Raw genomic sequence first — 13,196 nt, 5'->3', positions numbered from 1 at the left:
GGATCAAGGAGATCGGGTCCGGTAGGCAGGACCGCGGAATGCGCGGGTTCCAGAGATGGATGATCGCTGTCGGAGACCCGTGGCGGGGTGGATACTCGGAGCATGACGATGTCGTTGGGAGCCACGATCGGGGTCGAGGCACCGATCGTGCTGGGGCCGTTCGGCGGGGTCTCATCGGTGGAGCTCGCGGCAATTGTGAGTGATCGTGGTGGGCTCGGGACCTTCGGGCTGTACGGGTACGACGCCGAGCGCATCCGTCAGGTCGCCGCAGAACTGCACGCCCGCACGCGCCGGCCGTTCGCCCTGAACCTGTGGGTGCCGACGGGTGACGAGGCCGAGCCCGCCGACGCGGCGACGGCGCCGGCGTTCGCGAAGGCGGCCGCATCCGTCGCCCCGCTGTTCGCCGAGGTGGGGCTCGAGGTGCCCGGGCTACCCGACGCCTTCCTGCCGCCGTTCGGCGAGCAGGTCGACGCTGTGCTCGAGGCGCGGCCGGCCGCCGTGTCGTTCGTATTCGGGGTGCCGCCCGAAGACGTCGTCGAGCGCGCCCACCGTGCCGGGATCGTCGTGATCGGCACCGCCACCACGGTCGACGAGGCGGTCGCTCTCGAACGGGGCGGCGTCGACGTCATAGTCGCCTCGGGGTCGGACGCCGGCGGGCACCGCACCTCGTTCCTCCGCCCGGCCGAGCAGTCGCTCGTCGGAACGATGGCGCTCGTGCCCCAGGTGGTCGACGCGGTCGGCGTGCCGGTCGTGGCGGCCGGCGGCATCGCCGACCGGCGCGGGGTCGCCGCGGCCTCAGCGCTCGGCGCCGACGGCGTGCAGGTGGGTACGGCGTTCCTGCGCACCCAGCAGTCCGCCGCGCCCGAGTCGCACCGGCAGGCCATTCCGGCTGCGGCCGCCCACGACACCGTGCTCACCCGGGCGATGAGCGGACGGCTCGCCCGCGGCCTCCCGAACCGGGCGCTGAGAACGATCGAGGAGGCCGACGCCATCGCACCCTTCCCCGCTCAGAACTGGCTCACCGGACGATTCCGCGCCGCGGCCTCCCGACTCGATCGCGGCGATCTGCTCTCGCTGTGGGCCGGCCAGTCAGCGGCGCTCGCCCGCCTCGACGACGCGACTGCCGTCTTCGACGAGCTCAGGGCCGGTCTTCCACCCGCACGCTGACCCGCACCCTGACCCGCACCGGGCCCCGCCTAGGAAGCCGCGGAAGGCGCCGGCTCGTCGGCATCCGGAGCAGCCGCCTGCTTCGCCCGCCGCCGCAGGTCGAACAGCCCGATCACGAGCGCCACCGACAGCAGCCCCAGCGCCACGAAGAACGCGTTGCGGAACCCGTCGTGGTAGATCATCACGTTGTCCGCGTTGCCCGGCCCCTCGCGGTACAGCGTCGCGAAGAAGATGGACGAGGCCGCCGCGACACCCATCGCCGTGCCGACCCGCTGCCCGACCTGGGCCATCGACCCGGCCACGCCGCCCTCGGTCACCGGGATCTCGGCGAGCGTCAGCGTCTGGTTCGGCGAGATCACGAAGCCACCGCCGGCCCCCGCGACGGCCATCGCCCCCGCCATCAGCCAGATCGACCAGCCGGCCGGCGGCAGCACGGCGGCGAGCAGCACCAGCACGAAACCGACCATCGCCACGACGACGCCGATCACCACGAGCTTGCGGCCGAGCCGCATCACGAGCCGCCCGCCGATCAGCGACGAGATCGCCGAGGTCAGCGCGAACGGGATGCTCACCATCCCCGCGAACACCGGCTCGAACCCGAGCCCCTCCTGCAGGAACAGCGTCGTCAGCAGGAACACCGCAGGCACCGCCGCGAACCAGGCCGTCGCGAGCAGCAGCCCGTTGCGGTACGAGCTGATCGTGAACAGCGAGAAACGGATGGCCGGCGACTTGCCGCTCGCCTGGTACCGCCGCTCCCACCAGATGAACAGCACCACCGCGACGACCGTTCCGGCGAGCCAGAACCAGCGGAAGTTGCTGTCGTCAGGCCCGCCGGTGGTCAGCACGAACGGCAGCATGAAGGTGAAGACGGATGCTCCGAGCAGCACGATCCCGACGAGGTCGAGGTTCCTCGCGCCGGGGTCGCGCACCTGCGTCTTGGGCAGCAGCCTGATGGCGATCAGCAGCAGCACGATGCCGAGCGGCACGTTCATCCAGAACAGCAGCCGCCAGCCGTCGGTGGGCCCGCCGATCGCGATGAGCAGCCCACCGAGAGTCGGACCGAATGCCGTCGCCACACCGATCGTCGCCCCGAAGAGCCCGAACGCGCGGCCACGCTCCTCGCCCTGGAACAACTGCTGAACGAGGCCGAGCACCTGCGGCATCTGGATGCCCGCGGCCACACCCTGCACGATGCGCGCGATCACGAGCGTGTTGATGTCGGGCGCGACGGCGCAGGCCGCGCTGGCGAGCGTGAAGGCGCTGAGGCCGATGATGAACAGCAGCTTGCGCGAGTAGAGGTCGCCCAGCCGGCCGGAGGGCACGAGCGCGAGACCGAAGGCCAGGGCATAGCCCGCCACGATGATCTGCAGCTCGGTCGGTCCGGCGCCGAGCGACTTCTCGATCGACGGCAGGCCGACGTTCACCTTCGACAGGTCGAGGATCGTCAGCGCGGCGACCGCGACGCAGACCGCGAAGGCCTGCCAGCGGGCCCGATCGGCGATCGGGGGGGACGTCTGGGTCATGCCTCGCTCCGGGTCATGCGGTCGAACCTATACCCCGGGCGTCGCCGTGCCACTGCACAGAAGTCGAGCGGATGCTTGACATCCGTCTCGCGCATCCGCTTTGATTGGGGTCATGACTGACAACGCGTTCACCCCGACCTCCTTTGAGGCCCCCGGGAACGCCGGCATGATGGCCGGCGGCGCCGTCATGTGCTGTCGAATGTGTCGCTGACGAGAACTCTCACCCTCTCGCTCGAGCATCGACCCCCGCGCATCTGATCGCGGAGAGCGTCGTGCTCCCCGGCATCCGTCTCGTCTGATTCGGTCTGCCGTATCCGGATCCGTACCAGGATCCTTCGGAATGACACACTTCCGGCCCGTCGACCACGGGCCGCTCCCGCTAGGACACGCCTCCATGTCGATCGCCCACCTCGATTCCCGTCCCTCCACCGTTACCCCCCTCCGCTCGCGCGTCGCCGCGGAGCCCACCCCCCGCATCCGCGCCGTGCCTGATGGCACCGAGGCCCGCGGCTTCGTGCTCTACGTCGGCATCGACGAGGACAAGGCGGCCGCCGACGGCACCGACCTCGGCCGCATCGTCGAGCAGCTGAAGGCCCTCGCCGCGCAGATCGCCCCCTCCTCCGAGACCTACGCCGCCGTCGCCCTCGCCCCCCGCGGCGCCGGCGGACGCGACGTCGAGGTCGTACGCCTCGCCCTGCAGGACCCGGCCGCGCTCGCCAAGCACCGCCAGGCCCCCGATGAGGAGCAGGACCGCGCCCGCGACGGGGTCGTCGTCGACCTCTCCCGAAAGCGGGTGCTGCTCGACAACCAGGCCGCGAACCTCACCTACAAGGAGTTCGAGCTGCTGCAGTACCTGGTGCTCCGCGAGGGCCGCACCATCGAGCGCGCCGAGCTGATCTCCTCGCTCTGGTCGGCCGGCGACGAGGAGGTTCCGAACGAGCGCACCATCGACGTGCACGTGCGGCGCCTGCGCTCCAAGCTCGGCGACTACGAGGACATCGTTCGCACTGTGCGCGGCGTCGGCTACCGCTTCGACCGGCACGCCGACGTCTCGGTGCGCCACACCTCGACGCCCTCCCCCGACCTGTTCTGACGCAGAACGCCCCTCCACCGGCAGGCGGAAGGGCGTTCTGAGACGAGCGGATGCGCGGCGGCGCTACTCGGCGTCGAGATCCGTCTCGAGCAGGGCGACCAGCTCGGTGAGCGCCGTGTCGGCGTCGGGGCCCTCGGCCGCGAGCGTGACGGTGTCGCCGTTGGCGGCGCCGAGGCTCATGATCGAGAGGATGCTCGACGCGTCCATCGGGGCGCTGCCGTCCTTCGAGATGGTGACCTTGGTGTTCTGGCGCTTCACGGCCTCGATGAAGAGCGAGGCGGGGCGGGCGTGCAGCCCGACGCGGCTGGCGATGGTGGCGGTGCGTTCCGGCATGGGGATCCTTCGGTGGTGGTGGGGCGGGGTGGTCGGGCGGGGTCGGTGGCCGACACCGTCGGTCCGCGAGGTGGGACGCGCGGCGTCGGTGACCGGGGTCAGCGGGCCGGGACCGGGGTGCGAGCGGGAGCCGAGGCGGGGGCGCCGGCCAGGGCGGTGGCGCGAGCATCCGGAACCTGCGCGGACGAGTCGGCAGCCGCATCGGCCTGCACCGGTCGACGGCGCACGAAGCGCTTCAGGAGCACCACTAGTGCGGCCGAGACGATCATGCCCGCGAGGATCGCGACGATGAACATGCCCACGTTGCCGATCGCGAAGAAGACGAAGATGCCGCCGTGCGGGGCCTGGGAGGTGACGCCGGTTCCCATCACGATGGCGCCGGTGAGCGCGCTGCCCACGATGCCGGCCGGGATGACGCGCAGCGGGTCGGCGGCCGCGAACGGGATGGCGCCCTCGGAGATGAAGGCCGCGCCGAGGAACCAGGCCGCCTTGCCGTTCTCGCGCTCGGCGGCGCTGAACAGCCTGCGGTCGATCAGGGTCGCCAGGGCGAGGGCCAGCGGCGGAACCATGCCGGCGGCCATGACCGCGGCCATGATCTGCCACGGCGCCTGGTTCGCGATGGTACCGGCGCCGAGGCCGGCGACCGCGAAGGCGTAGGCGACCTTGTTGATCGGGCCGCCGAGGTCGATCGCCATCATCGTGCCGAGGATGACGCCGAGCAGCACCGCGGAGGCACCCGTCAGCGACGACAGCCAGTCGTTCAGCCCGCTCATCAGCAGCGCGATCGGGCCGCCGAGCACGAGCAGCATCAGGCCGGAGGCGAAGATCGAGCCGAACAGCGGGATGATCACGACGGGCATCAGGCCGCGGATGACCCGCGGCACCCGGATGCGGCCGATCGCCCAGGCGATGAAGCCCGCGAGCAGACCGCCGACGAGGCCACCGAGGAAGCCCGCGTTCATCACCAGCGCGACCGCACCGGCCGTGAAGCCGACCGCGATTCCGGGCCGGTCGGCGATGGCGTAGGCGATGTAGCCCGCGAGCGCCGGAACGAGGAAGCCCATCGACGCGGCGCCGATGACGAAGGCGACGGCGCCGAGGTAGGTGGCGAGGCCGCCCTCGGGGAGGTTCCAGAGGCTGTTGCCGAGCACGATGTCGGTGGCGTTGCCGTTGATCTGGTAGCCCGCGAGCAGGAAGCCGAGGGCGATCAGGAGGCCGCCGCCCGCGACGAAGGGGATCATGTAGCTGACGCCGGTGAGGAGGTAGCGCTTGAGCTTCTGGCCGATGTGCTCATTCGGGCCGGTGTCGGTGTGTCCGGCTGCGGTGCCGTCGGTGCCGTTGCTGCCGCCACCGGCCACGCGCCGGGCGTTCGGGTCGTCGGCTGCGGCCAGCGCCTCGGCGACCATCGCGTCGGGCTCGTCGATGCCGCGCTTGACCGGCGCCTGGATGACCGGGAGGCCCGCGAACCGGGCCTTGTCCCGCACGTCGACGTCGACCGCGAAGACGACGGCAGTGGCACGGGCGATGAGGGCGGGGTCGAGCGGGGTGGCGCCGGAGGAGCCCTGGGTCTCGACGTGCAGCTCGACACCGGCGCGCTCGCCGGCCGCGACCAGGGAGTCGGCCGCCATGTAGGTGTGGGCGATGCCGGTGGGGCACGCGGTGACGGCGACGATGACGGGACGGGGGGCCGGAGATGCGGGGTTGGCGGGCGAGGTCGGCGTCGCCGAGGCGGCGGGTTGAGCATCCGTCGCCGTCGTGGACGTGGTCGGGGCCGGGGCCGGGGCCAGTGCGCCGTCGACGATCGCCACGATCTCAGCCGGCGTGGCCGCCGCGCGGAGGGACGCGACGAACTCGGGCTTGATCAGGGAGCGGGCGAGGGTCGAGAGGAGCTTCAGGTGCTCCTGGTCGGCGCCGTCGGGGGCGGCGATGAAGAAGATCAGGTCGGCGGGGCCGTCGGAGGAACCGAAGTCGACGCCCGGGGCCGGCCGCGCCATGGCGAGCGTGGGCTCGAGCACGGCGGCCGACCGGCAGTGCGGGATGGCCAGGCCACCGGGGATGCCGGTGTCGGTCTTGCTCTCGCGGTCCCAGGCGTCGGCGAACAGCGCGTCGACGTCGGTGGCGCGACCGGCGTCGACCACCAGCTGGGCGAGGCGGCGGATGACCGGGGCGCGGTCGCTGCCGAGATCCTGGTCGAGGACGACCAGCTCGGGGGTGATGAGGGCGGACATGGGTGCTCCTTCGGGGCGGGCGCCGCGGCAGTGCGGCGGGGTGCGGGGGTTGACGGGGTGGGGGCTGACGGGGTGGGGGCTGACGGGGTGGGGGCTGACGGGGTGGGGGCTGACGGGGTGGGGGGCGGATGCTCAGCCGACGGCGACGGGCCGGCTGAGGGTGCGCCGCGAGCGCGTGCTCACGGCGATGGCGTCGGCCGGGGCCTCCGCGGGCGTGGGGACGGTGGAGCCGGGCAGCGCGGCCGCTGCCGCACCGTAGGCGATCGCCTGGGCGAGGCGGCCGGCGTCGTCGCGTCCGGCGTCGGCGGCGAGGAGGTAGCCCGCGAGCGAGCAGTCGCCGGCGCCGACGGTGCTGCGGGCCTCGATGCGCGGGGCGTCGGCGGAATGCACCGCGTGCCGCGTGACCAGTTCGGCCCCGTTCGCGCCGAGGGTGACGAGCACCGCGCCGAGCGACTCGGACAGCACGCTCGCAGCCAGCTGCTCGATGCGGTCGTCACCGGCGGCGAGGTGCTCAGGATCGGCGACGACGCCGGGTCCGGTCGGGGACCCCGGCTCCGTCTCGAACGCAGCACCGGCAGGGACGGCTCCGTCGGGAAGGGTCCGCACGAGTTCGAGCAGCTCCTCCGCGTTCGGCTTGATGAGGTCGACGGGCTCTCCCGACGCCACGAGGGCGGCCAGCGGAGCGCCGGACGTGTCCACGGCGATACGGAGGCGGCCGTCGGCGGCGCGCCGAGCATCCGTCGCCCGGTCACGCTCGCCGGCATCGCGCCGCACCGCGCGGACGATTCGCGCGTAGAAGTCGGTGGGCACCCCGGGCGGCAGGGAGCCCGCGAGCACGAGCCAGCTCGCCGCGCGCGAGTGGGTGACGATGAGGGTCAGCAGTGCATCCGTCGCCTCGGCGCTGAGGGGTTCGCCCGGCTCGTTGAGCTTCGTGGTCGTGCCGTCGGGCTCGGTGATGGTGGTGTTCGCGCGGACGGCGCCCGGAACAGCGACGCTCGCCGCCGGGATGCCGTCGGCATGGAGGGCGACGATCATCGGGTCCTCGAGCGACCCGGGGAGGATCGCGAGGGTTTCGACGCCCGCCGCGTGCAGGGCGCGGGAGACGTTGACGCCCTTGCCGCCGGGCTGCTGCGTGGTGCGGGCCGCGCGCTGCACCTGACCGCGGAGAAGCCGGTCGGACAGCTCGATCGTGCGATCGAGGGAGGGGTTCAGGGTGACGGTGACGATCACGCGACGATCACCTCGACCTCGTGGGCGTCGAGCGCCGCCCTGAGGGTGCCGGCCGGATCGGCGTCGGAGATCAGCACGTCGAGCTCGCGCAGCTCGGCGAAGCGGTGCAGCGCCTCGTCGCCGAGCTTCGTCGCGTCGACGAGCGCCACGACGCGGCGGGCGCTCCGCACCATGGCGGACTTGACCGAGGCCTCGTGCTCCTCGGGGGTGCTCAGGCCGAACTCGGCGCTGAGGCCGTTGGCTCCGATGAAGGCGATGTCGGGGCGGAGGTGCGCGAGCTGGTCGATCGCGGGGCTGCCGACGGCGGCGCTCGTGACACCGCGCACCCGGCCGCCGAGCAGGTGCAGCTCGAGCGCGTCGTTCAGGTGCAGAAGGGATGCGATGGGCACCGAGTTGGTGATGACCGTGAGCTGGGTGCCGGGCGTCGACGGCCGCCAGTGCGCCAGGCGCTCGGCGAGCGCGGCGGTGGTGGTGCCGGAGTCGAGCAGGATCGATCCGCTGAAGTCGTCGCCGAGGAGGGCGAGGGCGGCGTCGGCGATCGCGGACTTCGCCTCGCGGGCCCGGTTCGCCCGGTCGGCGACGGTCGGCTCGACGAGGCTCGTCTTGCCGTTGGCGACCGCTCCCCCGTGCACCCGTCGCAGCACGCCGGCCCGTTCGAGGGCGTCGAGGTCGCGGCGCACGGTCTCGGGCGTGACGCCGAGGCTCGTGGCCAGGTCGACGACCGTGACCCGGCCCGCGTCGCTGAGCTGAGCGTGGATGCGCTCGTGGCGTTCGATGGCGTACATGTCGACTCTGACCTCAGCTTCTGCGTCTGTTCGTGTTTCTGCGCAAATCTTCGTTTCAGTGACTCTATGTCTGTTTCAACAGGGAATCAAGCAATTCCACAGAGATAGATCGATCCAGGGCGGCATTTGACCCCCATTTGCGGCACACAGCGAACTCCCAGAAAAATAACGATTCGATAACTAGCGCTCCGTTACCTGACCGTTATATATTCATGGAGCGGAAGTTGTTTGCTGTGGCAGCTCCCGCGGAATGTGATTGCAGGACACTCTTGGTGCAAGGGAGAGGGCCCGTCGTTAGCCTCTACGACGGGCCCTCAATCATTTAACGAGCAGGCATTCGAGGCGCAGGCCTCACCCGAGCGCCGTCGTGGAAGAATGAGCTTCCACGACGTTGCAGAAGGAGTGCCATGGCCGCCGCGGAGGTGTCGCCGGTCGCGGCGTGGGAGTCGCTGTTCCGCGCTCAGGTGAGCGTGATGCGGGAACTGGCCAGCGAGTTCCCGTCGAGCATCGTGTCGCTGAACGAGTACGACGTGCTCTTCAACCTGTCGCTGTGCCCGGGTCGCACGCTGCGCATCAAAGATCTGGGCGAGAAGGTGCTGCTCACCCAGCCGAGCATCAGCCGTCTGGTCGACCGGCTGGTCGCACGGGGCATCCTCGAGAAGGCCGACGACCCGAACGACGGGCGCGGCACCCTGGTGCGGCTGACGGATGCGGGTGTCGGCGTGTACCGCCAGGCCGCCGTCGTGCACGCCCAGTCGATCACGGCCCACATGACCGGGCACCTGTCGCCCGACGAGCTCGCCGAGCTGGCCCGCCTCTGCGACAAGCTCCGCGAAGGCGTCTCCGGCCGCTGAGCGCTGCTGCCGCAGGACGGCGCGGCGGGTGTCGGCGGCGTGGAGTTGACTGGAGACGTGAGCGAGAGAGCTACTTCCGTCGTCTGGTTCCGCGACGACCTGCGTGTGGCCGACAACCCGGCCCTGCACGAGGCGGTGCTGCGCGGCGATCCGATCGTGTGCGTGTACGTGCTCGATGACGAGTCGCCGGGCATCCGGCCGATCGGTGGGGCCTCGAGGTGGTGGCTGCACCACTCGCTCGAGGCACTCGGGGCGTCGCTGCGCGAGGTGGGACTGACGCTGACGTTGCGGCGGGGTGCGGCGCGCGAGGTCGTGACCGGGCTGGTCGACGAGGTCGGTGCGACGCGAGTGCTCTGGAACCGGCGCTACGGTGAGGTCGAGCGCGGCATCGACGGCGACCTCAAGGCGAGTCTGCGGGAGGCGGGGGTGGAGGCCGAGAGCTTCCAGGGCTCGCTGCTCGCCGAGCCGTGGACCGTGCTGACCGGCCAGGGCGGCTGGTACAAGGTGTTCACCCCCTTCTACCGAGCGGTGATGGCGAAGCCGACCCCGCGGCATCCCCTGCCGGCGCCGACGAAGGACGACGGGCTGCACCATCGGGAGGTCGCGTCCGACGCGCTGGGTGGCTGGGGGCTGCTGCCCTCGGCGCCCGTGCCCGATTGGGCGGGCGGTCTGCGCGAGCGCTGGCGTCCGGGCGAGGCGGGCGCGGCCGAGCGCCTGGAGACGTTCCTCGACGAGCGGGTGTCCCACTACGTCGCCGACCAGGACCTGCCGGCCGAGGAGGGCACCTCGATGCTGTCACCGCACCTGCGCTGGGGCGAGATCAGCCCGTTCCAGTTCTGGCATGCGCTCGACGGTCATCGCGCGCGGGCCTCGAGCGACGCCGAGGGAGCGGCCGCCGTGCTGCGCCAGCTGATCTGGCGCGAGTTCTCGTATCACCTGCTCTTCCACCTGCCCTCGATCACGACTGCGAACATGCGCCCGGAGTTCGACCGCTTCCCCTGGGCCGAGGTCACGGACGACGAGCTGCAGCGGTGGCAGCAGGGCGACACGGGCATCCCGCTCGTCGACGCCGGCATGCGCGAGCTGTGGCAGACGGGCATCATGCACAACCGGGTGCGGATGGTCGTGGCGTCGTTCCTCGTCAAGAACCTCCGGGTCGACTGGCGGGTCGGCGAGGCCTGGTTCTGGGACACGCTGGTCGATGCCGATCCGGCGGCCAACGCGCTCAACTGGCAATGGGTCGCGGGCTCGGGGCCGGATGCGGCGCCCTACTTCCGCATCTTCAACCCCGAGCTGCAGGCCTCCAAGTTCGACAAGCACGGCTCGTACGTCAACCGCTACGTGCCCGAGGCGGGCACGCCCGCGTACCCCGAGCCGATGGTCGACCTCAAGGAGTCGCGGCGAGCGGCTCTCGACGCCTACGCGACGATCCGCTGAGCCGGACGCGAGTCAGGCGCTTCGCTCAGTACCCCGCGAACGCGTCGGTGCGCACCCGCCGCGCCCCCGCCCGCCGCAGCTGCGCCGAGACGTGGTCGACGTACCCGGGCGGGCCTGAGACGTAGGCCCGCCGCGACGCGAGATCCGGGATCGCCTCGCGCGCAACATCGGCCGTGAGCCGGGCCGGTCCGAGGTATGTCCACCCGGGCGGCAGGTCGGCCGGTCGGTCAGGTGCGATCACCAGCACGCGGATGCCCGTGGCGGCGATCTCGTCGGTGTACGCCAGCTCGTCCGGAGCCGACGCCGAGTAGATCAGCACCACGTCCCCCGCCGAGCCGCGGCGGGCCCGTTCGGCGAGCTGACTGACGAACGGTGTGACGCCGATCCCGCCGGCGGCGAGCACCAGGGGCACCGAGACGTCGGACGGCAGCAGGAAGTCGCCGCCCACCCAGGTCGCGTGCACGGTCGCTCCCGGCGACAGGGTGGTCAGCGCCCGCTTGAACGAGCTCGACGGATCCGACAGCTTCACGCCGAGCGAGACCGGCGCCGACGTCTCCGCGTGCAGGCGAGCCGGCGGCGGTGTGGTGATGCTGAACATCCGCCGCGCACCGCGGGCATCGGTGCGAGCATGGGGCAGCGACAGCTCGAGGTACTGTCCGGCACGGAACGGAACGGGCGACGCGGGCTCGAAGTCGAACGCCGCCGACGTCGGGGTCAGCGTGCGGCTGCCCGCGAAGCGGAGGCGCACCCCCCGCCGCTGGCCGAACGCGAAGGCGACGACGTTGCCGATCACGAGCGCGATCTCGGGCGTCGAGTACACGCTCCCGATCGTGAACGGGATCGAGAACGGCACGGCGACCACCACCGCGACGAGCAGCTGCTGCCAGCGGCGCGGCGGCAGCGTCAGCGGCTCGCTCAGCATGAAGCCGGCGAGGAAGACGATCGGGAACGAGCCGAACGCCAGCACCAGCGCGTCGGGGAACGCGGTTCCGGTGAGCATGATCCGGCCGATGGTGATCGCCCCCGCGGCCACCACGAAGGTGAGCCCGAGCGCGAGCTTGCGGGTGCGCCAGAGCACGAGGAAGGCTCCGATCGCGACGAACGGCAGGAGCACCGGCGTCGCCACCCACCACGCCGACGGGTACAGCCCGGTCACGCTCATCACCACGGCGGCCGCGGCGACGGGGTTCAGGATGTGCCGCCCCCGGAAGGCCAGCACGAACTTCGACGCCGCCGCGATGGCCCCGGTGAGGGCGATCAGCGCGAGCCCGGCGGGGTCGGCCGTCGGCATGAAGACGAAGACGATGATCAGCCCCGAGATCGCCGACGACGGCAGGTGTGCGCGGGTGCGGAACAGCCGCGCCAGCAGCCAGCTCACCGCACCGGTGGCGACGACCGCGACGATCGTCGACAGCACCAGCTGCAGCGGCGTGTAGAAGAGCTGCCCGAGGGCACCAGCTACGATCGCGATCACCACCAGCGCGGCGAGCACCAGCACGATCAGGTTGTACATGGTGACGCGCCCGATCAGGGTGTCGAGTCGTGCTTTCATGCGAAGAGCTCCCCGGGGAAGTCACGGGAGCGCTCGGCGCGCCCGTCGGCGTACATTCGGACATAGCTGAAGTGGAATGTCTTCGCCAGCTGGTGAGCGCCGGTGAAGAAGAGGGCGGTCGCGAGGCCGTCGGCGAGGGCGGTCGACGAGGCGACGACCCAGGTGGCGATCACCTCGCGGGCGGGCGATCCGGTGCGCGGGTCGACGATGTGGTGCAGTCCCTCGCCCCAGACCCGGCGGTTGCTCGCCGAGGCGCAGAGCGAGAGGCCGGCGAACTCGGCCACGCCGATCGCCTTGCGCGGGTCGAGCGGATGCTCGAGCCCCACCCGCACGGGAGTACCGCCCGAGTGCGCCAGATCCCCGCTCCCGTCGACGACGTACTCGGTGTGCCCCGCGCCGCGCAGCAGGGAGGCCACGAGATCGACGAGGTATCCCTTGCCGGCGGCGCCGAGGTCGATCACCGTCCCGGCAGGGGCCGAGACGGTCACGCCGGAACCGGGCGAAGCGGAGGTGCGGGTGACGGTGGTGGGCCAGGTGGGGCGAGCGCGAGCATCCGGAATCGAGGACTCACCCGCGGGCGACGCACGCAGCGAGTAATTCGCATCGTAGCCGAGCTGCTCGAGGCGCGCCCCGACCAGCGGATCGACCGCGCCGTCGGTGGCGGCGTGCAGCCGATCGTAGAGCTCGAACAGCGGCGCCGCGTCGGCCGGGAAGTCGACCCGGCCGGCGCCGCGGGCGAGCGCCGTGACGAGCGAGTCGGGCCGGAACCGCGAGTAGTCGCGGTCGAAGGCCTCGACCCGCTCGAGCACGGCGGCCCGGGTGGCCGGCGGGAGCGGCTGCGGCGTCTCGATCTGCCAGCGGGTGCCGATCGCCTCGAAGTCGAACCGCCACGGACTCGGCGCCGAGGCGACGGGAGCCGACGGATCGACGGGGGCGGAGGGATCGGCGAGCATGGCGGAGACGGGCGCGGCGACGACGGGTGGGGTGACGACCG

At 71.8% G+C, this 13,196-nt stretch carries 11 protein-coding genes; 4 read left to right on the top strand and 7 right to left on the bottom strand.

Annotated elements, in window-relative coordinates:
• Positions 1-102 precede the first annotated feature (102 nt).
• On the top strand, positions 103-1,167 hold the full coding sequence (locus HQQ85_RS13615) for a nitronate monooxygenase family protein (RefSeq protein WP_254069462.1): 1,065 nt from the start codon (positions 103-105) through the stop codon (positions 1,165-1,167).
• Between the two features lie 29 nt (positions 1,168-1,196).
• Here HQQ85_RS13615 and HQQ85_RS13610 read toward each other — a convergent pair whose 3' ends face one another.
• Positions 1,197-2,690 carry an MFS transporter gene (locus tag HQQ85_RS13610; RefSeq protein ID WP_173183095.1) on the bottom strand — a complete coding sequence of 498 codons (1,494 nt, stop codon included), beginning with the start codon at positions 2,688-2,690 and terminating at the stop codon, positions 1,197-1,199.
• Positions 2,691-3,084: 394 nt separating this feature from the next.
• Between HQQ85_RS13610 and HQQ85_RS13605 the strand changes: the two genes are divergently transcribed.
• Positions 3,085-3,783, top strand: coding sequence for a winged helix-turn-helix domain-containing protein (locus HQQ85_RS13605; protein WP_173183094.1), 699 nt, complete (start codon positions 3,085-3,087; stop codon positions 3,781-3,783).
• Between the two features lie 63 nt (positions 3,784-3,846).
• Here HQQ85_RS13605 and HQQ85_RS13600 read toward each other — a convergent pair whose 3' ends face one another.
• From HQQ85_RS13600 to HQQ85_RS13580, 4 genes are all read right to left on the bottom strand, one after another.
• Positions 3,847-4,116 (bottom strand): HPr family phosphocarrier protein, encoded by a 270-nt coding sequence (locus tag HQQ85_RS13600; RefSeq protein WP_173183093.1) that lies wholly within the window; start codon positions 4,114-4,116, stop codon positions 3,847-3,849.
• A 98-nt stretch (positions 4,117-4,214) separates the two neighbouring features.
• Positions 4,215-6,344 (bottom strand): fructose-specific PTS transporter subunit EIIC, encoded by a 2,130-nt coding sequence (locus HQQ85_RS13595; RefSeq protein ID WP_173183092.1) that lies wholly within the window; start codon positions 6,342-6,344, stop codon positions 4,215-4,217.
• Between the two features lie 132 nt (positions 6,345-6,476).
• Positions 6,477-7,574: a 1-phosphofructokinase family hexose kinase gene (locus HQQ85_RS13585; RefSeq protein ID WP_173183091.1), complete on the bottom strand. Its 1,098-nt coding sequence runs from the start codon at positions 7,572-7,574 to the stop codon at positions 6,477-6,479.
• Complete coding sequence (locus HQQ85_RS13580; RefSeq protein ID WP_173183090.1) at positions 7,571-8,359, bottom strand: DeoR/GlpR family DNA-binding transcription regulator; 789 nt, start codon at positions 8,357-8,359, stop codon at positions 7,571-7,573. Before HQQ85_RS13580 ends, HQQ85_RS13585 begins: the two co-directional genes overlap by 4 nt.
• A 407-nt stretch (positions 8,360-8,766) precedes the next feature.
• Here HQQ85_RS13580 and HQQ85_RS13575 point away from each other — a divergent pair, with 407 nt between their 5' ends.
• Together HQQ85_RS13575 and HQQ85_RS13570 are read left to right on the top strand one after the other, a co-directional pair.
• Positions 8,767-9,213 carry a MarR family winged helix-turn-helix transcriptional regulator gene (locus tag HQQ85_RS13575; RefSeq protein WP_173183089.1) on the top strand — a complete coding sequence of 149 codons (447 nt, stop codon included), beginning with the start codon at positions 8,767-8,769 and terminating at the stop codon, positions 9,211-9,213.
• Positions 9,214-9,270: 57 nt separating this feature from the next.
• On the top strand, positions 9,271-10,650 hold the full coding sequence (locus HQQ85_RS13570) for a deoxyribodipyrimidine photo-lyase (protein WP_173183088.1): 1,380 nt from the start codon (positions 9,271-9,273) through the stop codon (positions 10,648-10,650).
• A gap of 25 nt (positions 10,651-10,675) precedes the next feature.
• Here HQQ85_RS13570 and HQQ85_RS13565 read toward each other — a convergent pair whose 3' ends face one another.
• Together HQQ85_RS13565 and HQQ85_RS13560 are read right to left on the bottom strand one after the other, a co-directional pair.
• Positions 10,676-12,202 (bottom strand): FAD-dependent oxidoreductase, encoded by a 1,527-nt coding sequence (locus HQQ85_RS13565; protein ID WP_173183087.1) that lies wholly within the window; start codon positions 12,200-12,202, stop codon positions 10,676-10,678.
• Complete coding sequence (locus tag HQQ85_RS13560; protein WP_173183086.1) at positions 12,199-13,155, bottom strand: FAD:protein FMN transferase; 957 nt, start codon at positions 13,153-13,155, stop codon at positions 12,199-12,201. Before HQQ85_RS13560 ends, HQQ85_RS13565 begins: the two co-directional genes overlap by 4 nt.
• Positions 13,156-13,196: the final 41 nt, after the last annotated feature.

It is taken from the genome of Herbiconiux sp. VKM Ac-2851, assembly GCF_013205105.1.
Classification (GTDB): domain Bacteria; phylum Actinomycetota; class Actinomycetes; order Actinomycetales; family Microbacteriaceae; genus Herbiconiux; species Herbiconiux flava.
The sequence above is the reverse complement of the archived record's forward strand: the minus strand, read 5'-3'. Positions and strand labels throughout refer to the sequence as shown.